Below are 21,146 nucleotides of genomic sequence, written 5' to 3' on the forward strand. Positions count from 1 at the left end.
AGGCGGGCGTCAGTCGAGGAAGGAGGCGCGGTAGGCGACGAACGCGTCGCGCTCCTCCCGCAGGAGCTGGGGCACGTCGGCCAGCACCGTGGCGAAGGCGTCCGCGAGGTCCGGGGCCTCCAGCGCCAGGCACTCCCGGCGGGTACGGTCGGCGAGCTCGTCCGCCTCGGCCTGGATCTCGCCGAGGAACGCCTCGTCGCTCCAGCCCTCGGCGCGCATGAGCGCCTCGACCCGGGCCAGCGGATCCCGTGCCCGCCACGCCTTCAGTTCGTCGTCGGTGCGGTAGCGGGTCGGGTCGTCCGACGTGCTGTGCCCACCCATCCGGTACGTGGTGGCCTCGACGATCGCGGGACCGTTGCCGGATCGGGCGTGCTCGGTCACCGCGGACGTCACCGCGTACACCGCCAGCACGTCGTTGCCGTCGACCCACTCGCTGCGCAGGCCGAACCCGGCGCCGCGCCGGTGGATCGGCGTACGCGTCTGCGACGCCGTCGGCGTCGAGATGGCCCACTGGTTGTTCTGGCAGAAGAACACCATCGGGGCGGCGTTGACGGCGGCGATGTTCATGGCCTCGCTCGCGTCGCCCTCGCTGGCGGCGCCGTCACCGAAGTACGTCACGACGACCGTGTCGCTGCCGTCGCGCTGCACCCCGAGGGCGTACCCGGTGGCGTGCAGCAGCTGGGCGGCCAGGACCAGCGTGTAGATGTGGAACGAGTACGGCTCCGGATCCCAGCCGCTGTGCGCGACGCCGCGCCACTGGCGCAGCAGGTCGGCCGGGCCGATGCCGCGCCACAGCGCCGCGGCGTGCTCCCGGTAGCTCGGGAAGACGTAGTCGTCGGCGCGTACCGCCGCGACGGAACCGACCTGGGCGGCCTCCTGGCCGCGGCACTGCAACCACAGGCCCAGCTCGCCCTGTCGCTGCAACGCGAACGCTTCGTCGTCGAGGCGGCGCGCGAGCCGCATCCCCCGGTACAGGTCACGGGTGAGGCGGCCGAGGGCGTCGCGGTCGGCGTCGACCTCGGGGTGCAGGCGCCCGTCCGGGGTGACGAGCTGGGTCCAGCCCTCGGACGTACGCGGAAGTCCGGTGGTGCCGGTGAAGGGGTTGGTGACCGGTGGGTCGGCGAGATCTACGGTAGTCATTCGTCACCTTCTGGGTGCGTCGGTCTCCGCGTCACCGGGGTCGCCGGCCGTCTCGCGGATCTCGGATACGGGACCGCCCGCCGGGGTGGACCCGGCGGGCGGTGGTGGGCATTGCCTCAGACCGTGTGGCGGTCGGCGAGTGTCAGCGCCTCGTCGAGGATCGCCAGGCCCGTCTTGGCCTCCGTCTCCGACACGGTGCACGGCGGCACCACGTGGATCCGGTTGAAGTTCGCGAACGCGACCAGCCCGCCGCGCTTGCACGCGGCCAGCACCTCGTTCATCTCCGGCGACGACGCCCCGTACGGTGCCAGTGGCTCCTTCGTCTCGCGGTCGCGTACCAGTTCCAGGGCCCAGAACACGCCGAGCCCGCGTACGTCACCGACGCTCGGGTGCCGTTCGGCCAGCTCGCGCAGCCCCGGGCCCAGCACGTCGGCGCCGATCGTGGCGGCGTTCTCGACGATCCGCTCGTCCCGCATCACGTTGATGGTCGCGACGGCGGCGGCGGTGGCCAGCGGGTGACCGGAGTAGGTCAGGCCGCCGGGGTAGGCGCGGGTGGCGAACGTCTCGGCCACGTGGTCGGCGATCACCACACCGCCGAGCGGGACGTAACCGGAGTTCACGCCCTTCGCGAAGGTGATCAGGTCGGGCGTCACGCCGTAGTGGTCCAGCGCGAACCAGGCGCCGGTACGTCCGAAGCCCGCCATCACCTCGTCGGCGATGTAGAGGATGCCGTGCCTGTCGCACAGCTCCCCGACGCCCGCGAGGAAGCCCGGCGGCGGCGGCATGATGCCGGCGGTGCCCGGCACCGTCTCCAGCACGATCGCGGCGATGGTGGACGGGCCCTCCATCTCCACGACGCGTTCGAGGTGGCGCAGTGCGAGCGCGCACTCCTCCTCCTCGGTCGTGGCGCCGAACTCCGACCGGTACAGGAACGGGCCGAAGAAGTGCACCACGCCGGCGGTGCCGTTGTCGCTGGGCCAGCGGCGCGGGTCGCCGGTGAGGTTCACGGCGGTCTGGGTGCCGCCGTGGTAGCTGCGGTACTGCGACAGCACCTTCGGCCGGCCGGTGTGCAGCCGGGCCATCCGGACGGCGTGCTCGATCGCGTCCGCGCCGCCGTTGGTGAAGAAGACCTTGGAAAGGCTCGCCGGGGTCAGCTCGGTGATCAGCCGGGCCGCCTCGCCGCGGACGTCGTTGGCGTAGGACGGCGCGATCGTGCACAGGCGGGCCGCCTGCTCCTGGATCGCCGCGACCACCACCGGGTGCTGGTGGCCGATGTTGGTGTTGACGAGCTGGGACGAGAAGTCCAGGTAGCGGTTGCCCTCGCCGTCCCAGAAGTACGAGCCCTCGGCGCGCTCGACCACCATCGGGTCGAGCAGCGACTGGGCGGACCAGGAGTGGAAGACGTGGGCGCGGTCGAGTTCGTAGGTGCGCTGTGCGCTGGTGCTCATCGGCGTTCTCTCTCCGCTGCTCAGACGTTCTCGGGGAAGCCGAGGTTGATCCCGCCGTGGCTGGGGTCGAGCCACCGGGAGGTGACGACCTTGCCGCGGGTGAAGAAGTGCACGCCCTCGGCGCCGTGGGCGTGCGAGTCGCCGAAGAGGCTGTCCTTCCAGCCGCCGAAGGAGTAGTAGGCCATCGGCACCGGGATCGGCACGTTGACGCCGACCATGCCGACCTCGACCTCGTTCTGGAAACGGCGGGCCGCACCGCCGTCGTTGGTGAAGATGGCGGTGCCGTTGCCGTAGCGGTTCGAGTTCACCAGCGCGAGCGCCTCGTCGTAGCTGCCGACGCGCACGACCGACAGCACCGGCCCGAAGATCTCGTCGGTGTAGACGCTCATCTCGGGCGACACCCGGTCCAGCAGGCTCGGCCCGAGCCAGAACCCGGACTCGTCGCCGTCGACCCGTACCTCGCGGCCGTCCACCACCAGCTCGGCGCCGGCCCCGACACCCGCGTCGAGGTACGACGCGACGCGGTCGCGGTGCTCGCGGGTGACCAGCGGCCCCATGTCGCAGGAGCGCCGCCCGTCACCGACCTTCAGCGTGGCGATGCGCTCGCGGATCCGGGCCACCAGGTCGTCGGCGACGGGCTCGACGACCACCAGGGCCGAGATCGCCATGCACCGCTCGCCGGCCGAGCCGAACCCGGCGTTGACCGCCGCGTCGGCGGCCAGGTCCAGGTCGGCGTCCGGCAGCACCACCATGTGGTTCTTCGCGCCGCCGAGGGCCTGGACGCGCTTGCCGTTGCGGGTGCCGGTCTCGTACACGTACCGGGCGATCGGCGTGGAGCCGACGAACGACACCGCCTTGACCTCGGGGTGCTCCAGCAGCCGGTCCACTGCCACCTTGTCGCCGTGCACGACGTTGAACACGCCGGCGGGCAGGCCGGCCTGCTCCCAGAGCCGGGCCACGAGCAGCGACGCGGACGGGTCCTTCTCGCTGGGCTTGAGCACCACGGTGTTGCCCGCCGCGATGGCGATGGGCACGAACCACATCGGGACCATCACCGGGAAGTTGAACGGCGAGATGACGGCGCAGACGCCGACCGGCTGGCGGATGGAGTAGACGTCCACGTTCGTGGACACGCCCTCCGAGTAGCCGCCCTTGAGCAGGTGCGGGATCCCGCAGGCGAACTCGACGACCTCCAGCCCGCGGGTGACCTCGCCGAGGGCGTCGGAGACGACCTTGCCGTGCTCGGCCGTGATCAGCTCGGCCAGCTCCTGCTTGTGCTGGTTGACCAGCTCCCGGAACGCGAACAGCACCTGGGTGCGCCTGGTCAGCGACGAGGTCCGCCAGGAGGCGAACGCGGCGGCGGCCGAGGCGACGGCCTGGTCCACCTCGTCGACGGAGGCCAGCGGCACCTCCGTCCGGACCGCGCCCAGCGCCGGATCGTAAACTGGGGCCGTACGCTCGGTGACGCCGGCGAACGGCTTGCCGTCGATCCAGTGGGTCACCCGCTCCAGCGGGGCGGGAGCGGGCACGGTGCCGGGTGCTGTCTGGGTCATGCCCGGGATCATCTGCGGTTCCCCAGGTCCGGGCAATGGGCACTGTGTCGTTCCCGTCCGCGGGAAGCGCACATACTGTGCGCCGGAGGAGAGGGGGAGGCGCTCCGATGCCGATGACCGTCCGTGACGTGCTCGAACTGCCGGCGCTGCAGCAGGCCGGGCCGCGCGTCCTGGCGGGCCGGGACCGGCTCGACGCGCCGGTGCGCTGGGTGCACGTCGCCGAGATCCCCGAGGTCGCCGACCTGCTCCGCGGTGGCGAGCTGGTCCTGACCACAGGCATCGGGCTGCCCCCGGACGACGACGGACTGCGCCGGTGGATCGACGGCCTGGCGGCCGTCGGGGTGGCGGGGGTGGTGGTCGAGCTGGGCCGCCGGTTCGGGGGAACCCTGCCGGCCGGGCTGGTCGAGCACGCCCGCAGCCGGAACCTGCCCCTCATCGCGCTCCGGCGCGAGATGCGGTTCGTCGCCGTCACCGAGGTCGTCCACTCGGTGATCGTCGAGGAGCAGACTGCCGACCTGCTCGCGAAGGACGAGATCCACCGCATCTTCACCGAGCTGTCGGTGGAGGGCGCCGAACCCCGGCAGGTGCTCCGCGAGGTCACCCGCCTGTCCCGGCGTCCCGCCGTGCTGGAGAACCTCGCCCACCAGGTGCTGGCGTACGAGACCGGCCCGCTGACCGCCGAGGAGCTGCTCGACCGCTGGGAGACCCGCTCCCGCGCGGTCGAGGTCCCGTCCGGCACCGGCTACGAGCCGCGCTCGGGCTGGCTGGTGACGAGCGTCGAGGCGCGCGGCAACCGGTGGGGACGGCTCGTGCTGCTGTGCGACCAGGAGCCGCCGGCCCGGACCCGGGTGCTGCTGGAACGGGCCGCGTCCACCATCGCGCTGAACCAGCTCGTCGCCCGGGACTCCTCGTCGGTCGAGCGGCAGGCGCGCAGCAGCCTGCTGCTGAGCCTCGTCAACCACTCCGCGCCCACCCGGGACGTGGCGCTGCGGGCGCGCGGGCTCGGTGTCGTCCTGGAGCAGCGTCTGCTGCTCGGCGTCGTGGTCCGGCGACGCCGGCCGGTCCAGGCCACCGGCGGCGAGGCGAACGCGCGCCGGCGGGAACTGCTGGACGCGGTGGAGACGGCGGTACGCGAGTGCGGGCTCGCCGCGCTCGTCGGCGACGTGGACGAGGCGGCCGGCGGCACCGGCGTCACCCTCCTCGTCGCGCTCGACGGAACCGGCTCCGACGAGACCGCGCTGGGGAGCCTGTCCGCCGCGCTCACCCGGGCGGGTCACCGGGCCGGGTCGGACGTCGTGGTCGCCGCCGGATCGGTGGTCCGGACGCTCGACCTGGCCCGGCGCTCACTGGTCGAGGCGGCGCAGGTCGCCGACGCGACAGTGCACACCGCCGAGCCGCGCCCGTTCTACCGGCTGCACGACGTCCGCCTCCGGGGCCTGCTGTACCTGCTGCGCGACGACGTGCGCCTGCAGACGTTCGTCGAGCGCGAGCTGGGTCCGCTGCTCTCCTACGACCAGCGCCACGGCACGAACCACGTCGCCCTGCTGGAGACGTACCTGGTGGAGGGGCGCAACAAGCGGCGCGCCGCGGACGCGATGTCGCTGTCGCGATCAGCGCTGTACCAGCGGTTGGAGCTGATCGAGCGGGTGCTCGGCGTCGACCTGGATTCGAGCGAGCGGCGGCTGTCGCTGCACGTGGCGCTCACCGCGCGGGACGTCATGCGCGCCGGCGGCCCGGAGGCCACCGGCTGACCGGTCACCTGTGGGTGCTGCGGCCCGACCGGAGGCGCCGGGCGCCGTCGCGGGTCGGCGCGCTGTGCACGCTGACACTGACGACCGGTACGGCGTTCGCGACGCTCTTGCGGACCGTCTCCATCGGCGCCGCGGCGGGGGAGCACTCCACGATCATCACCGCGGACCGGTCGGGGCACTGCACGTACTGGACGTGTGAGACGGCGACCCGGCGGGAGTGCAGCACGGACAGCACCTTGAGCAGCCCGGTCGTGGAGTGACCCACGCCGAGGTGGATCACCATCGTGCACGGCGTGCCGTGCTCACCGGCGGTCTCGTCGTGCGGGCGGCCGGTGGCCGGCCGGGGAAGATCGACGGTTGCGGGGGTGGATGCGGACACGCTCAACGGGGGCCTCACTAGGACGAGCCGACAGGATCGCTTGGCCGGCGACGCACGCGGAGGCGTACGCCGCCTAGGTAATCAGCCGGGTCGCGATTCGATTGCCCACGGCCGGAGTCTGGCACGGGAACCCGGTCTCCGGGAGGTCGCGCCGGGCAGCCGTCCGCCACGTGAGACAGGACCCTGACCTGCGGATCGACGGTGATGGGTCGTCCCGGCGCGGCCCGTGGCGGGGTTACCGGCCGGTACGCGAGCCCTTAAGGATCGTTCAGGATCTCGCTCTACACTCGGACTCGGGACGACGACTTGAGAAGGAGCTCCGCGCATGGACGCTGACGAGATCGCCGCCGGTCGGGCCCGCTGGCAGGCCCGCTACGACGCCGCCCGCAAGCGCGACGCGGACTTCACCACGCTGTCCGGACTGCCGGTCGAGCCGGTGTACGGCCCGCCGGAGGACACCGCGTACCCCGGGTTCGAGCGGATCGGCTGGCCGGGCGAGTTCCCGTACACCCGGGGTCTGTACCCGACCGGCTACCGCGGGCGCACCTGGACCATCCGGCAGTTCGCCGGCTTCGGCAACGCCCGGCAGACCAACGAGCGTTACAAGATGATCCTCGGCGCGGGCGGCGGAGGTCTCTCCGTCGCCTTCGACATGCCGACGCTGATGGGCCGCGACTCGGACGACCCGCAGTCGCTGGGCGAGGTCGGCCACTGTGGCGTCGCGATCGACTCGGCGGCCGACATGGAGGTGCTGTTCGACGGCATCGACCTGGCCGGCGTGACCACCTCGATGACCATCTCCGGCCCGGCCGTGCCGGTCTTCTGCATGTACCTGGTCGCCGCCGAACGGCAGGGCGCCGACCTGTCCACCCTGGACGGAACACTCCAGACGGACATCTTCAAGGAGTACATCGCGCAGAAGGAGTGGCTGTTCGACCCCGAGCCGCACCTGCGCCTCATCGGTGACCTGATGGAGTACTGCGCGCGGGAGATCCCCCGGTACAAGCCGCTGTCCGTCTCCGGCTACCACATCCGCGAGGCCGGTTCGACCGCCGCGCAGGAGCTGGCGTACACGCTCGCCGACGGCTTCGGGTACGTCGAGCTGGGCCTGTCGCGCGGGCTGGACGTGAACACGTTCGCCCCGGGCCTGAGCTTCTTCTTCGACTCCCATGTGGACTTCTTCGAGGAGATCGCCAAGTTCCGCGCCGCCCGCCGGATCTGGGCCCGCTGGCTGCGCGACGTGTACGGCGCCACCAGCGAGAAGGCACAGTGGCTGCGGTTCCACACGCAGACCGCCGGGGTGTCGCTGACCGCCCAGCAGCCGGTCAACAACGTGGTGCGTACCGCCGTGGAGGCCCTGGCCGCGGTGCTCGGCGGGACCAACTCGCTGCACACCAACGCGCTCGACGAGACGCTCGCCCTGCCCACCGACGAGTCGGCCGAGATCGCCCTGCGTACCCAGCAGGTGCTGATGGAGGAGATCGGGGTGACGAACGTGGCCGACCCGCTCGGCGGCTCCTGGTACGTCGAGGCGCTCACCGACCGGATCGAGGCCGAGGCGGAGGAGATCTTCGCCCGGATCAAGCAGCTCGGCGGCGAGGGCCCGCACACCATCGGCCCGATGACCTCCGGCATCCTGCGCGGCATCGAGGACGGCTGGTTCACCGGGCACATCGCCGAGTCGGCCTTCGTCTACCAGCAGGCGCTGGAGAAGGGCGACAAGAAGATCGTCGGCGTCAACTGCCACACCGGCACGGTGGCCAAGGACCTGGAGATCCTGCGCATCTCGCACGAGGTGGAGCTGGAGCAGCGTCGGGTGCTGACCGAGCGCAAGTCGGCCCGCGACGACGCCACGGTCACCGCCGCCGTCAAGCGGATGGTCGATGTGGCGCGGACCGGCGAGAACATGATCCCCGCCATGCTCGACGCGGTCCGCGCCGAGGCCACCCTCGGCGAGATCTGCGACGCCCTCCGCGCCGAGTGGGGCGTCTACCGAGAGCCCGCCCGCTTCTGACCCCGCCCGTCCCCGCCCCCACCCCCGCTCCCACCCCCGCGATCTTGCAGTTCGAGCCCTCCGCGCGCGACATTCGTCGCATTTGCCGGGGCGGAAAGTGCAAGATCGCGGGGAGGTGCGGGTGGGGGTGCGGCGCGGGGGCTGAGCAGGGGTGAGAGTGGCGACGTGGGCGTTGCGGGTGGTCGGAGATCCTCGGGGTACGTGCGAGACTAGACAACCATGAGCGACCCACGGATCACCTCGTCGATCTTCACCCGCGGCGCGGTCGACCTCAGCGCGCTGCGCACCCCCGCACCGGCCGACACCTCCTCCGCCACACCGTCCCAGGGCGCCCCGCCCGCCGGGCTGCCGGGCAGCCCCGCCGGCTCTGCCGCCGTGATCGACGTGACCGAGGCGAACATCCAGTCCGAGGTGCTCGAACGCTCGCTCACCACACCGGTAGTGGTCTTCTTCGGCGCCGCCGGCTACCCGGAGAGCGACCAGTTCGCCCCGGTGCTCGAGCGGCTGGCCGCCGAGGGCGGCGGAGCGTGGCTGCTGGCCCGCGTCGACGTGCAGCAGCAGCCGCGGCTCGCGCAGATGTTCCAGCTCCAGACGCTGCCCACCACGTACGCCATCGTCGGCGGCCGCCCGGTCGACGCCTTCCCCGGCCCGGTGCCGGAGTCGCAGTTGCGACAGTGGCTCCAGGCGGTCCTCAAGGCCGGCGGCGTCACAGTCGCCGAGCCGGAGGACCCGCGCCTCGACGCCGCCGACGACGCGCTGATGAGCGGTGACCTCGACGCCGCCGAGGCGGCGTACCGGAAGATCCTGGCCGAGTCGCCCGCGGACGCGGCGGCGGAGGCGGGCCTGGCGCAGGTCGGGCTGGCCCGCCGGGTGGCCGGCGCGGACCCGCAGGCCGCGATCGACGCCGCGGCCGCCGACCCCGACGACGTGGACGCCCAGCTGCTGGCCGCCGACATCGAGGTGCTCAGCGGCCTCGCCGACCAGGCGTACAAGCGGCTGGTCGGCCTGGTCCGGCGCACCGCCGGGGACGACCGGGACCGGGTACGCCAGCATCTGCTCGGCCTGTTCACCATCGCCGGCCCGGACGACCCCGCCGTGGCCTCCGCCCGACGCGCCCTGGCCAGCGCGCTGTTCTGAGTCAACCCGTGCGGGCCGGCGCACCGCCGGCCCGCCCGACCACCGAGGACGGGAGCCCATGATGCGCCGGATCGCCGTCCTCGACGCGCCGACGAACCTCGGACTGCGCCCGCCCACGGCCGGCTCCGTCCCCGGCTGCGCCAAGGCGCCGGGCGCGCTGCGCGACCACGGCCTGCTCGCCCGGCTGCGGGCCCGCGACGCCGGCTGCCTCACCCCGGCCCGGTACGACCCGGGAGACTGGCGCCCCGGCGACGGCGTCTGCCACGCCCCGGAGATCTCCGCGTACTCGATGGCGCTCGCCGACCGGATCGGCGCGATCATCGACCGGGGCGAGTTTCCGCTGGTGCTCGGCGGCGACTGCTCGGTGCTGCTCGGCTCGGCGCTGGCCATGCACCGCCTCGGTGAGGCGGTCGGCGGGCGGATCGGGCTGGTCTTCGTCGACGGCCACTCCGACTTCCGGCACCCCGGCAACGCCTCCTACGTCGGCGCGGCCGCCGGGGAGGACCTGGCCCTGGTCACCGGGCGGGGACAGCCCGACCTGGCCGCGATCGAGGGCCGCCGGCCGTACTTCCGGGACGTCGACGTGGTGGTGCTCGGCATCCGCGCGCAGGACGAGTACCGCCTCGACCTCCAGGCCGCCGGCATCACCACCCGGCCGGTGCCGGCGCTGCGCGCCGAGGGCGCAGCCCGTACCGCGCAGTGGGCGCACGAGCAGCTCGTCGACTGCGCCGGCTACTGGGTGCACATCGACGTGGACGTGCTCGACCCGGCGGTGATGCCCGCCGTGGACGCGCCCGACCCGGGCGGCATCGCCTTCGCCGAGCTGGAGATTTTGCTCGCCGGGCTGGTCGACACCCCGCACTGCCTCGGCGTCGAGCTGACGGTCTTCGACCCCGACTACGACCCGGACGGTGCGTACGCGGCCGAGATCGTCAACACCGTGGTGGCCGGGCTCGCCCCGGTGGTCGCGCCGGGCGCCGTGCCGCCCCGGCTGCTGCCGGCCGGGCCGGTCGCGCCGACACAGGCGAGGAACTCGGTTCGCCGTCAGTCGAGTTCCGGCATCTCGGGAAGGACAGCCGAGCCGGAAGCCCAGAGTGCCCTGACGGATGATTCCTCACCGTCACCCGAAGCGGGCGCTCGTCTGGTCTACGAGACTCCGGCGCCGGCCGTTGCCGTCGAGCCGGTCGGCCCTCCGACGGCGGTCGGCCGGACGGGACCGGAGGCCGGGTGGGAGGGCGATGCCGAACCCGACACGGCCCAGTCATCGACGGGGATGGTCTGACGCTCGGACTGGAGAGACCAACTACCCGGTGGGAAGGAACGGACTGGGTAGGCCCGTCCAGGAGATGCGCAGGGCGTCGCGAGCACGGGTGCAGGCGACGAAGAGCAGAGAACGTTCTCGCATTTGGTCCTGCCGGTGTCTGGAAGCATCGATTCGCGCCGGCGTGACCGCCGCGGCGAGGGGGATCACGTCAGCGCCGGCGCCGTGGACGGCGATGCAGCGGAACTCCAGTCCTTTGGCCCGATGCATCGTCATGACCTGGATCGCCTCGCTGCGGCCGCGTACGGCGCCCTTCAGCCGGACCGTCGACAGGCCACTGCCGGCCAGGGCGGCTGCCGCCTCCTCGGCCTGACGTTTGGTCCGCGATAGGACGGCGATCTCACGTGCTTGTACTCCTGACTCCAGCCAGAGTCCCACTGCGGTGACCAACTCCCGTAACTCGGAGTCGCGGTCCGGGAAGCCGTCCAGATCCGGTCTGGGCCCGCGTAGCGGTGAGTAGTAGCCGGCGAGAGGATCGAGGCCACCGTCGAAGTTGTCGTACGACTGCTGATCGAGTAGGCGGGTGGATAGTCTGAGGATTTCAGCGGTCGTTCGGTAACTGACCGTAAGGCGATGCGAGCGGCCACGAATCTCCACACCGAGGGTGCTCAGCGTCACCCGGTTGTCATAGATCCGCTGGTGGGAATCGCCGACGATGAAGAGGTCGTCCGGGCCGGGCGGTACGGCGGCCCGCAGCAGTCGCCACTGGGCTGGATGAAGGTCCTGAGCCTCGTCGACGATGATGTGGGTGTACGGCGTGTCGATCGACCCGTTCTCCAGCAGTCGCGTTACGCGAACAGCCACCTGGAGCATCGTCGGCACGCCCGCCTTGAGCCGTTCGAACTCCTCGACGGCCTGCCAGACAACCTCTCGGTCGCTGCGGGTGAGCCGGACGCCCCGGCCGAATCGGCTGGCGTCGAGGTAGGCAGACAGGTCTGTGATGTCCTGCCCGAGAATGATCTGCCGCCATTCGTCGCGCAGGAATTCCGGCCCGAACCGGCCCTGCCCGGCACGTCGCCGTTGCGCGACGTTGGCCCAGAGCTTCATCTCGTCCCGGTCCAGGAGCACGCCCTCCGGCCCCTGCCCTGCCTGTCTCGCCAGGCCGTGAGCGAGCGCGTCGACGGTGCTCACCTGCACCCGATCCGCCAGATGTGCCCCGCCGAGGACGTGGAGCGCGGACCGTAGCTCTTCGGCGAGCGTGGTGGTGAAGGTGGTGAGAAGAATGGCGGCGCCCGGACGCGTGTCGGCGAGATGTTTAGCCCGATGGATGGCGAGGACCGTCTTTCCGGTGCCGGCGCCGCCGGTCACCCGGGCCGGACCGGAGTAGGAGGCGCGGTAGGCCACGCTCCGCTGTTGCGGATGCAGGAAGGTACGCCACAGGTCGAACGGCTTCTCCAACGCCTCGCGGAGACTGGCGTCCTCCGCCGACACCAGGAAGTTGCTCGCGCTCGTGGGCCGGGACAGCGCGGCGTCGATGTCCGTCACATCTACGTCTCCGCGAGGGGCACCGCCGGTGATCTGGTCGAGCACCGTGTCCACGTCGAGGCCGGCCAGCAGCAGGCTGACCGCTTGCTGCTGAAGCTCCGGAAGCGCGGGAAGGTACGAGAGTAGTTGTTCCTCGCTGCTGATGAGGCGGAGCATGGGGAGGTAGATGTCGTCGATTCCCACCGCACGGAGGGTGCCGTCGGCGATGCTGCTCAAGAGGCCCGGGGACGTGGCGGCCGTCGGCGCGGGAGGTAGCTGCTCGGCGGAGACCACGTCGATGATCTCCAGGGCCCCGTGCGTGGCGTTGACCTTGAACTCGTGCCGGGGGGCCCAGCGATCCGCCTCGTCGTGGGTGACGATCCGGGTGAGCACGTACGTGTCGCCGCTTTCCGGAGCAAGCACCAGCCCACGCCAGAAGTCGTCGACCCGGACGGTACGGAGCCGCGGATCCCGCGCGTTGCTGAGCTTTTCGAGGTGCAGGCCGGCGTACGTGTGGGTTCGGAACTTCGCGAAGATGGCGTCGACCTTATCCCGGATCGGTTTGGTCAGCTTCGCGTAGTCGCGCATGGCGTCCTTCGCCACTGCCAAGGTCGGCATGGATACCTCCGTCAGTTCTGTCCGGGCGTCACGGGTACGAGAACGGCGTTGGCGACAAGGGCGTCGAAGTGATCTCGTAGCCGGGCGGGCAGGTCTCCGCCGACGATGCGCACACCGACCTCAATGTTGGTGTCGAATGCGTTCCCCGAGAGGTTTGCGCTGGTTACAAAGGCGCTGTGGCGATCAGCCACGATGCCCTTGGCGTGCATGGACGCTCGCGCCCCCTGGCGTGGTCGCCGGTTCGGGTCCCAGACGAAGAATTGGGCGGGCAGGCCGGCCAACGCGTCCAGCGCCGGCGCATGCAGTGTCCCTCCGTCGGCCCGGGTGGTTTCCAGCAGCACCCGTACCCGTACACCGCGTTCGGCGGCGGCGGTGAGGGCGGTCCGGATTCGGGAATCCGTGTGGGCGGAGTAGGTCAGCACCAGCAGTTCCTCCAGTGCCGCCACGGCGACGCTTTCGAACGCCTGGCGCGTCGCCCGTAATGGCACGTGCCGGCTCTGTGGTCCGGTGACCACCGGCTCGACCCGTATCGTCTCCCGCTCCACGGCAGCGGCCCGATGTGCCGCGGCCAGCATGCCCGCGACCATCGCCCCGCGGATGCCCGGCGTCCCGCGCCAGGCATCGCAGAGCCGCTCCACCGCCGCCTGGACGACCGGAGTCCGGGCCGCGGCCACCCGCAGAGCGCCCACGGCCACCGGATCAGCACGTTCGCGTCCGGCGAGGGCCTCGGTCAGCGCCGCCAGTGCCTGCTGGTGCGGGACGAGCCGACCGACCGCGGCGACGGCCTCGACGATCTCCTTCATACCGTCGGGAAGTAGGCGCTGTCGCCGTTGCCGAACGTCGCGACGAGCAACGTGCGATCGAGGAAGCGGTTACCGCGCTCACAGGAGGTCTCCGCCGCGAACAGGCAGGCGTGGCAGGCAGCGCCATGGACGGTACGGTCGTTGTCCGGCCGGTGCTCCGCGCACATGGGGTCGGAGGAGCAGAGTGCCGCGTCTCGGAGGGCCTGCTTGAGCACGAGCGCCAGCATCTCCGGCTCGGCGAGCCGGACGAGCCCGCCCAGCGTGCCCTCGCTGTCGGGCGCGGCGGTGTAGAGCAGCACGCCCGCCATTCCCGACCGAGCGTAGATCCGCTCGCGGATGCCACTGGCGCTGTAGCCGCACTCCAGGGCGAAGGCACGGATCAGCGCGTGGGCCAGGGTGTGCAGAAGCGTGTAGCGCGGAGGGCGCCAGTCGTCGTCCGGGTTGACGCCGCGTTGCCCGCACCACTGACGGTGGCCCTGCCGCAACCGGCGGAGCGCTTCCCGCTCCTCGACGGATTTCTCCCAGGCGGCCACCCGCTCCTCGGGCAGCCGGAGGAAGACTCCCTCGCCACGGGTTTCCGCACAGGGAACCCAGTTCAACGCGGAGTTGGACAGCGGCGCGAACCCCGGCCCGGCACCGTACCGGCCGTCATGGAGTTCGTTCGGGGCGACGATGCGGGTGAAGCCGAGAAGCGCCGACACCTCCCGGAGCCTGGTCACCGCCAACACCTCTGCCACGTCGTCCTGCCACTCGGGGGCCACCGCACGGGCTTCGATGCGGAAGTCCGGATGGTCGCGGGGTGCCCGCGCCTGATGGGTGAAGGTCTCCCACTCCGGTGCGAGCACGTCTCCGGCGTCGTCCCTTCCGGTTCCGGTCGCACCCGCCCGGTACCGGTTGACCGCTGCCAGGATCTGCGCGTCGGTCGCCGCGCCGAAACCAACGAACTTCTCGGGTACGAACATCCGGGCTCCGGCGATCTGCTCCACGCTGGTCATCCCACTGAGCTGGGTCCACTGCCGCTCCACCTCGATCAGCAGCGGATCCTCCGCCTCGGGGATGGAGACCACGGCGACCTTGAAGGGGAACCAGAGGTTGGAGGCGCCCAGGCCGATTGCCCTCGGGGGCTGTGCGCAGCCGGAGTCAAACGAGCGCAGGTGGGGATGGCGGCCCCGGCACCGAGGCAGGTGGCTGGTGGCGTCCCGGCTGAAGGCGGGGGCCATGCTGCGCCGGGCCCGGCAACTGGTGCAGGTGACGAAGACGCTGGCCGCGTCGCCCGAGACACCGCGCTCACCGAACTGCAGCAGCGTCTTTCCACAGCTGGTGCCCTTGTGCACGTAGTAGTCCCAGGGGAAGTCGTCCAGATGGCCGGCCTCGCACGCCATCATGAAGCGGACCGGCATCGCTGCCGGCGACCTTCCCTTCGCCGCCGCGCAGTTCTCGTGGACGACGCGGACCAGGTCCGGGCGACCCGGGTTGGCGCGCAGCTTGAACAGGGTGCTCTCGATGGGCCCCAGATACCGGCAGTACGGACAGCGCAGGAACCTCGGGAACACCTCCACCGGTACGCCCACCCGGGTCCACTCGCCGAACATGTTGCCGTGCTCCTCCGGCACGTACGGCGGCAGCCGCAACGCCGTCGCCCGAGGTTCACGTTCCCGCACCGCCGACAGCAGGCGAGGCTCGCTGATGGCCTCGGTATGCGAGACGTCCCACTCGTCCAGCCCCATGACCAGCGCGGAGAAACGCGGTAGATCCACGATGGAACCGATGCCGAAGGTGTGTTGGAGTTGGCTCGGCCGAAGCTCACCGACCCGGTTGATCCGGGGCCCCTTGCCCTTCACTCGGCCTTCTCCTCGTTGCTCTCGTCGTCGGGCTCGAACGATGCCGTGTCGAGCAGTGTCGGTGCCTGGTCCGTCGGCCGGCGGTACGGGTTCTCCCGCTCCTTGCCGAGCGGTTCGCTCCCTTCACGGATCAGCAGGCGGATGCCGGGTTCGACGTTGCGCAGCGAGGTCGGGCATGTCCACTCGGTCCACTGGCCGGTGTCCGGCTCCGTCAACAGGCCGACGGTGCGCCCGTCCGCTACTCCCCGGTAGCCGAGCTGCTGATACATGGTGGCGGCCCGCTCCGCCCAGCGGTCGAGGCTGCGGTCGAGCCGGGCGCGGACGAGCTTGGCGACCGACGGGTCTCCGGTGACCACCGCGGCGCGGTCCACCACCGCCGCCACAAGCTCCGACACCTCGGGGGCGTGCCTGTCCACCCGTTCGGCGTCCCGGTTGGCATTCCAGGTCGCGTCGTGTTGGCGGACCAGGCTGGCCAGCACGGCGGTGAGTCCCCGATCGAGGGCGCGGTCGGCGAACGGGGTAACGGAGAGCGCCTCGACGTGACGGTAGGCCGAGCCATGGAAGTGTTCGAAGGTCTCGTAGTGCGACAGGTCGCGCGGACGGGCCCAGTTGAACGCGGTGAAGACCAGACCGGGCGCGGCGCGACCGACTCGGCTGGTGGCCTGAATGTACTCCGCCGCCGACTTGGGCTGGCCCGCGACGACCATCAGCCCCAGCCGGGAGATGTCCACCCCGACCGAGATCATGTTGGTGGCCAGCAGCACGTCGACGGGGTAGACGTCCGTGCCCTTCGGGTCCCGGGCGATCGGTACCGGTACCTCCAGCCGGCGCAGGATCTCGGGAATTTCGCTGGAGTGCAACCGGGAGGTGAGCTCAGCGACGTCCGGCTTCTCCCGACGGGCGAGGCCGAGCTGGCGGCCGTCGTAGAGGCGAGTGGCCACGTCGTCGTCGACCACCCGGCGCATCCCGCCGAGCTCCCGCAGGGACCCGAAGTAGCCGACCATGGTCATGTACGCGTCCGTCGCTGCCTGGCCGCCGTACCGTTCGTGCAGGAGTTGGGCCGCCGCCATGCCTGCGACGTAGAGGCGGATCAGCAGCGACTTGAACTTGCGCCCATGTGCGCAGACGCCCACGTAGCGTCGGCCAGGCAGCTCATCGGTGGGGCGGGTGCGGGCGAAGAACGAGTTCCGCGAGTCGGTGCCGGGCGGCGGGAAAATCGCCAGTTTCCGGGTGAAGACGCCGTTCACCTGTGCCTCGGCTCCCCGTACCGTGGCGGTCGAGGCGATCACCATGGGTCGGACCGGGGCCGCCTCCGGGAGGTCGGGGCACCAGGTGGCCAACTCGTCCACCACCGTCTCGTACAGGCCGACGAGGGAACCCAGCGGGCCGGAGATGAGGTGCAGCTCGTCCTGCACGATCAGGTCCGGCGGGCGCAGCGCACCGACCGGCTCGACCCGGGCAGCGGGATGCCGGCCCGACGGGCGGTGCTCCAGGCTGTCGCAACCGGGGGTCTCGGGTGTGCGGTAGCCGTGGCGGCTGCACCAACCGGTCACCTTGCCGAAGAGCGCCTGCACCGAGCCACGCCACGGAAGCTGGGCGAATTTGTCGACCGTGGCGATGACGAAGGCGGGCAGGAGACGGTAGATCTCCTCGTCCACGACCAGGACGGGGAGACCTTCGCCGGGGCTGCGCCGCAGAGTGAATGGGCAACGGCCGGTGCGGTCCCCGCAGAAGACGACGGTGCGGCCACGTACGGTGTCCACTTCGACGTTTTGGTCAGGCATCAGCATCGTGCCGCACCAGGGGCAGTTGGTGAGCTGGTGGGGCGATCCCTTGCCCCCTCCAGGGCGGCCCTTGAGCTGGCCGCGGGCCTCCTTTACAGCGGTTTCCGCATCCTCGGTGCGGTTGGGTGTCACGCTGCCGCCGACCCATAACCCCAACCTGAACGTGGTGTCTCCCCACTGGGCCGGGTCCTCGCGGCGGAGCGACTCGCATGCGCAGATCAGCGCCGCTGCGCGCTGGAACTGTTGCACCGTGAGCAGTCGCAACGTATACCGCATCAGCACCGCCACACCGTCCTCGGCGTAGAAGCCACCGAAGCTCTGCTTGCGCCGCCGGATCCCCATCGCGAACGCGGCCAGGCCGAGGTACGCCTCGGTCTTGCCGCCACCCGTGGGGAACCAGAGCAGGTCCGCCAGCCCGCTCTCGGCGCGCCGGTTCGGATGGGTGGGATCAGCCAGGGCGGGCAGCCCCATCAGCAGGAAGGCGAGCTGGAAGAGGCGCCACTCGGGACGCTGCTCGGCCTCCGCCGCGGCCACCGCGTCCTCCAACGACAGGTTCGGGTCGGCTCGTCGCGCCGCGGCGGCCATGGTGTGCAGCCGTTGGAGTCGCATCGCCCGGTTGGCGAAGCGGAACGCCGCCAAGGGCTCCGGGTCTTCGGGGTCGAGCAGCACCTGGATGCCCTCGCGGATCCGGTCGGCGGCTCTGCGGCACTCGTCGAGCGCCAGCTCGGCGTCGACGCGGAATCGGTCGAGCGACGGGTCGCTGGCCACCTCCTCGCTCCGATCGAGGATCCACTTCTGGTAGGCGACGACGATCGGTTCCAGGGCGTGGCGGAGACTCTCCCGGTCGGCCTCGGCGAGAGTCGCCATGTCCAGCTCCACCCCGGCGAGTAGTTCTTCGTCGCTGGGGCGGGTGGCGTCGGTCGCCGGCATCTCGTACCAGGGCATGGCCTCGGTACGGATGCTCAGCGCTCGGTTCGGGGCGTCCGGCAGCGTCTCGACCAGGACACCGACGCCGTGACCGACCGCGAAGGCCGGTGCGTGCCGGTACCGCATGGCGAGGGTGCGCAGCTCGCGTACGGTCGGGTCCGCCACGTGTTCGTCCGGCAGCGGGAGTTCGCGCGGGCAGAAGGGTGTGCTGCCCTTCTCGACGCCACGGACCTCCAGCTCCGCCTGGAAGATCCAGGTCGCATTCATCATCTTGCCGGTGGGATCGGTGGTGTTGACCAGGAAGAGCGAGACGATCCACTGCCCGTCGTGCCGGCGTACCCGGCCGCGTACCATGACCTCGGGCTGTTCGGCGTCGATCGGGAACGGCTTGATTTCGCCCTCGACGAGGGTGACCCGTTCCCGGCCGCCGCGTTGTTGACGCCGCCACACCATCGGTTGGCTGCCGTCGTCGAGCGGGGTGCTGGCGTGGTCCCGCAGGTACCGGCCCCACTTCGCCTCGACGAGGAGTTCGATGTGCCGGGTGCTGACCGCGAAGCTCAGCCCCATCGACGAGGGATAGAACGACGGGACCGCCGGCACCGCCTCGACGCCCCGGTCGTCGTCCCCGCTCGCCTCGCCTTCTTCGGCGAGACCGTCCAGGGCGGCCGGGTTGGTGAGCAGACCGGCGGGGGCCAGGCAGCCGACCGGGTACTTCTCGCGCAGCGCGACCTGTCGGCCTCCGGGCGGGCCGGTGATCTCTTCGGCGAGGTCGGTGGGGCCGACCAGGTCGCGCCGGACGAGTTCGGCCAACTCGTCGCGGATCTTCGCCCCGGAGGGCACGCCGAGCACCGGCGAATCGCTCACGCGTCCTCACCCTCGTCCGTCTTGCGCAGTTCGTCACGAAGCGCGGCCAGGGACCGCAGCCCCGCCGGGGTGTCGGCCAGCCAGTAGGCCCAGCCGTTCGTTCCCCCGCCGTGCGCCACGTCCCCGGCCGCGGACGGGGAGTCGTAGGGGACACCCTCGAACTCGATCCGGCCGCCGGCGACGACGCGGGCCTCCACGTCATCGGCGGTGTTGATGAGTACGGCATCCGCCGCCAGCAGCCCGGCGTCGAGCAGGTCGCTGACCCGTACCCCGAAGTAGGCGTGGGCCGGTGGGGCGGGCTGGGTCGGCTTGCCGGGGGCCGGGTAGACCGGCGCGTACCCCGAGTCGGCCAGCCGGTGGAACGCGTCCCGCACCACCTGCGCCATCAGCCTGCGGCGCTGGGCGAGGAACGTGTCGTACGGCAGCTTGGTCCACTTGTCGGGCAGCGCGTGCCAGCGCGCCTGGAGGTCCAGCGTGGCGCGACCGATTCTCTTCTTGCCGACCTGGTCCGGCCAGTACTTCGCCGGCGGCTGGTCCGAGATGCTGATGTTGTCGTACCACTCGACCAGCGCCATGTTGGCGATCTGGTTGATCTTCTTGGTGCTGTTGACGCCCTGCTTGCGCAGGTACGCCCGAGGGAAGAGGTGGTGCCGCTCGATGCCCTTCTTCGCGATGACCGCCGGGTCCAGCCGGGCGCGGACCTTGCCGGTGGAGAGCAGCGCATCGGCATCCACGATGTTCAACGCCGCGATGTACGCCAGCAGGGCCGGGGACTTCGCTGCCGAGCTGTCCAGGTCGTTGGGGAGGCGGATGTCCCAGTAGTCGGCGGTGAGGGTGTCGTTAACGATCTTGTTGAGCACCGCCACGAACCCGTCGGCGTCACCGGGCTTCAGCGGGCCGAACTGGGCGAGGTCGCGTTCGACCTGGCTTTCGAAGGAGCCGGAGTAGCGGGCGGTGGTGTGCGCCATGAAGAACCACCGGGCCATCACCTCCCGCAGCCGGGCGATCGGCACCTGGTAGTCGACCCGGCCGATGAGCCAGATCGCGTACGAGAAGATGATCGCGTTCTCGCTGGAGATCATTTTCTTGCTGCGGAAGCCGGCCCGCTCCAGGCAGAGCAGGAACTCGTGCCAGTGGGTCAGGTTGAGGACGTGCTCCTGGGCCTCGGCGAGCCGGTCGAACTGCGCCTGCCGCTTCTCCGGTGATTGCTTGCCGGTCTCCACGTCCTTGCCGCGCAGCAGCACGTAGATCTGCTTGAGCACCGCCCGGCGCAGCGCGACCGCGACGGTGGCGCGGAGCAGTTGCGGCGGCTGCGGCTGGATGTACCAGTTGAACGGGGAGGCGCCGCCGAGACTCGGCACCCGGCAGGCCCGGCAGAAGTCCTCCAGGTCACGCCGGCCCTTCTCCCAGAAGACCGACATCAGGGTGAGGATGAAGTCCGCCTGAACCAGCGCCACACCCTCGCTGTTGATCCGGACGAAGATCTCCGCGACCTGCTCCTCGTTGGCGGCGGCGGACAGCTCGATCACCTTGAACTGGTACTGCTGGAGTTCGTGCAGGCGGTGGATCGCCTCGTCCAGCCGCTGCTCCTCGGCGTCGTCGATCTCGCGGCGGGCGGCGACTGCCTTCAGGTGCGCCTTCTTGGTCGCCCACAGGCCACCGGGCTGCCAGAGCACGCTGATGTCGGGGATGAACTCCGGGTCCTTTTCAATCGCCGCGTCGGTGACCGCGAAGGTGTCGTCGCTGGGCCGGAACGCGATCCGGATCCGGGATTCGGAGTAGTCGTCGTGCAGCACCGTCGCCCCGGTCATCACGGCGAAGAGCGAGGTCAGGCGCTGCTGGCCGTCCACGATCAGGTGGTTGGGCACGGCCTTGACCGTGTCCACACCGATCTGCCGGGCACCGTGCTCCACGCCGGTCTCCCAGAAGAGCAGGTAGCCGACGGGAAATCCGCGGTACATCGAGTCGAAGAGCGCCCGTACCTTGGTGGCCTGCCAGACGAAGGGTCGCTGGATGTCCGGCAGGGCGATCTTCCCGGTCCTGATCAGCTCCACCAGCAGGGAGACCGGGTAGGTGGCGTCCTTGTACAGCATCTCGGCCAT

At 71.0% G+C, this 21,146-nt stretch carries 13 protein-coding genes; 4 read left to right on the forward strand and 9 right to left on the reverse strand.

Translation table 11 applies throughout. The features are described 5' to 3' along the window. Window positions 1-9: 9 nt before the first annotated feature. The 3 genes from GA0070562_RS17260 to GA0070562_RS17270 all read right to left on the reverse strand — a co-directional run bounded on the left by GA0070562_RS17260 (window position 10) and on the right by GA0070562_RS17270 (window position 4,141). Window positions 10-1,140 carry a thiamine pyrophosphate-dependent dehydrogenase E1 component subunit alpha gene (locus GA0070562_RS17260; protein WP_091422789.1) on the reverse strand — a complete coding sequence of 377 codons (1,131 nt, stop codon included), beginning with the start codon at window positions 1,138-1,140 and terminating at the stop codon, window positions 10-12. 116 nt (window positions 1,141-1,256) lie between these two features. Next, entirely contained in the window at window positions 1,257-2,588 is a 1,332-nt protein-coding gene (locus tag GA0070562_RS17265; RefSeq protein ID WP_091422793.1) for an aspartate aminotransferase family protein, read from the reverse strand. Window positions 2,589-2,608: 20 nt separating this feature from the next. Continuing rightward, entirely contained in the window at window positions 2,609-4,141 is a 1,533-nt protein-coding gene (locus GA0070562_RS17270) for a CoA-acylating methylmalonate-semialdehyde dehydrogenase (protein WP_091423305.1), read from the reverse strand. 107 nt (window positions 4,142-4,248) lie between these two features. Between GA0070562_RS17270 and GA0070562_RS17275 the strand changes: the two genes are divergently transcribed. Continuing rightward, the gene (locus GA0070562_RS17275) at window positions 4,249-5,892 is read left to right on the forward strand and encodes a PucR family transcriptional regulator (RefSeq protein ID WP_091422797.1); all 1,644 of its coding nucleotides are present in this window, start codon (window positions 4,249-4,251) and stop codon (window positions 5,890-5,892) included. A 4-nt stretch (window positions 5,893-5,896) separates the two neighbouring features. Here the strand turns inward: GA0070562_RS17275 and GA0070562_RS17280 are convergent, their stop codons facing one another. After that, complete coding sequence (locus GA0070562_RS17280; protein ID WP_254663820.1) at window positions 5,897-6,271, reverse strand: hypothetical protein; 375 nt, start codon at window positions 6,269-6,271, stop codon at window positions 5,897-5,899. A gap of 325 nt (window positions 6,272-6,596) precedes the next feature. Between GA0070562_RS17280 and GA0070562_RS17285 the strand changes: the two genes are divergently transcribed. The 3 genes from GA0070562_RS17285 (at window position 6,597) to GA0070562_RS17295 (ending at window position 10,704) form a co-directional block, all read left to right on the forward strand. Further along, entirely contained in the window at window positions 6,597-8,285 is a 1,689-nt protein-coding gene (locus GA0070562_RS17285; RefSeq protein ID WP_091422805.1) for a coenzyme B12-dependent isobutyryl-CoA mutase large subunit, read from the forward strand. 219 nt (window positions 8,286-8,504) lie between these two features. After that, window positions 8,505-9,422 (forward strand): tetratricopeptide repeat protein, encoded by a 918-nt coding sequence (locus tag GA0070562_RS17290; RefSeq protein ID WP_091422809.1) that lies wholly within the window; start codon window positions 8,505-8,507, stop codon window positions 9,420-9,422. A gap of 58 nt (window positions 9,423-9,480) precedes the next feature. Next, window positions 9,481-10,704, forward strand: a complete 1,224-nt coding sequence (locus GA0070562_RS17295) for an arginase family protein (RefSeq protein WP_254663808.1) — start codon at window positions 9,481-9,483, stop codon at window positions 10,702-10,704. Window positions 10,705-10,725: 21 nt separating this feature from the next. Here GA0070562_RS17295 and GA0070562_RS17300 read toward each other — a convergent pair whose 3' ends face one another. From GA0070562_RS17300 to GA0070562_RS17320, 5 genes are read right to left on the reverse strand one after another with little or no spacing between them, the layout of a single operon-like run. Next, the gene (locus tag GA0070562_RS17300) at window positions 10,726-12,825 is read right to left on the reverse strand and encodes a UvrD-helicase domain-containing protein (RefSeq protein ID WP_091422812.1); all 2,100 of its coding nucleotides are present in this window, start codon (window positions 12,823-12,825) and stop codon (window positions 10,726-10,728) included. Window positions 12,826-12,836: 11 nt separating this feature from the next. After that, window positions 12,837-13,628 carry a DISARM system phospholipase D-like protein DrmC gene (gene drmC / locus GA0070562_RS17305; RefSeq protein ID WP_091422815.1) on the reverse strand — a complete coding sequence of 264 codons (792 nt, stop codon included), beginning with the start codon at window positions 13,626-13,628 and terminating at the stop codon, window positions 12,837-12,839. Further along, window positions 13,625-15,469, reverse strand: a complete 1,845-nt coding sequence (gene drmB / locus GA0070562_RS17310) for a DUF1998 domain-containing protein (protein WP_217493432.1) — start codon at window positions 15,467-15,469, stop codon at window positions 13,625-13,627. The genes drmC and drmB overlap by 4 nt, the downstream gene beginning before the upstream one ends. Beyond that, the gene (gene drmA, locus GA0070562_RS17315; RefSeq protein WP_091422818.1) at window positions 15,466-19,044 is read right to left on the reverse strand and encodes a DISARM system helicase DrmA; all 3,579 of its coding nucleotides are present in this window, start codon (window positions 19,042-19,044) and stop codon (window positions 15,466-15,468) included. The genes drmB and drmA overlap by 4 nt, the downstream gene beginning before the upstream one ends. Next, the gene (locus tag GA0070562_RS17320; protein WP_091422821.1) at window positions 19,041-21,146 is read right to left on the reverse strand and encodes a GmrSD restriction endonuclease domain-containing protein; all 2,106 of its coding nucleotides are present in this window, start codon (window positions 21,144-21,146) and stop codon (window positions 19,041-19,043) included. Before GA0070562_RS17320 ends, drmA begins: the two co-directional genes overlap by 4 nt.

This window comes from Micromonospora tulbaghiae, from assembly GCF_900091605.1.
In the GTDB taxonomy this organism is placed as follows: domain Bacteria; phylum Actinomycetota; class Actinomycetes; order Mycobacteriales; family Micromonosporaceae; genus Micromonospora; species Micromonospora tulbaghiae.

Excerpts from the sequence above, each read along its gene's own strand:
- GA0070562_RS17290 (WP_091422809.1), top strand. The coding sequence starts at position 8,505 with ATGAGCGACCCACGGATCACCTCGTCGATCTTCACCCGCGGCGCGGTC.
- GA0070562_RS17295 (WP_254663808.1), top strand. The coding sequence starts at position 9,481 with ATGATGCGCCGGATCGCCGTCCTCGACGCGCCGACGAACCTCGGACTG.
- GA0070562_RS17285 (WP_091422805.1), top strand. The coding sequence starts at position 6,597 with ATGGACGCTGACGAGATCGCCGCCGGTCGGGCCCGCTGGCAGGCCCGC.
- drmC (WP_091422815.1), bottom strand. The coding sequence starts at position 13,628 with ATGAAGGAGATCGTCGAGGCCGTCGCCGCGGTCGGTCGGCTCGTCCCG.
- GA0070562_RS17260 (WP_091422789.1), bottom strand. The coding sequence starts at position 1,140 with ATGACTACCGTAGATCTCGCCGACCCACCGGTCACCAACCCCTTCACC.
- GA0070562_RS17265 (WP_091422793.1), bottom strand. The coding sequence starts at position 2,588 with ATGAGCACCAGCGCACAGCGCACCTACGAACTCGACCGCGCCCACGTC.
- GA0070562_RS17320 (WP_091422821.1), bottom strand. The coding sequence starts at position 21,146 with ATGGCCGAGATGCTGTACAAGGACGCCACCTACCCGGTCTCCCTGCTG.
- GA0070562_RS17300 (WP_091422812.1), bottom strand. The coding sequence starts at position 12,825 with ATGCCGACCTTGGCAGTGGCGAAGGACGCCATGCGCGACTACGCGAAG.
- GA0070562_RS17275 (WP_091422797.1), top strand. The coding sequence starts at position 4,249 with ATGCCGATGACCGTCCGTGACGTGCTCGAACTGCCGGCGCTGCAGCAG.
- GA0070562_RS17270 (WP_091423305.1), bottom strand. The coding sequence starts at position 4,141 with ATGACCCAGACAGCACCCGGCACCGTGCCCGCTCCCGCCCCGCTGGAG.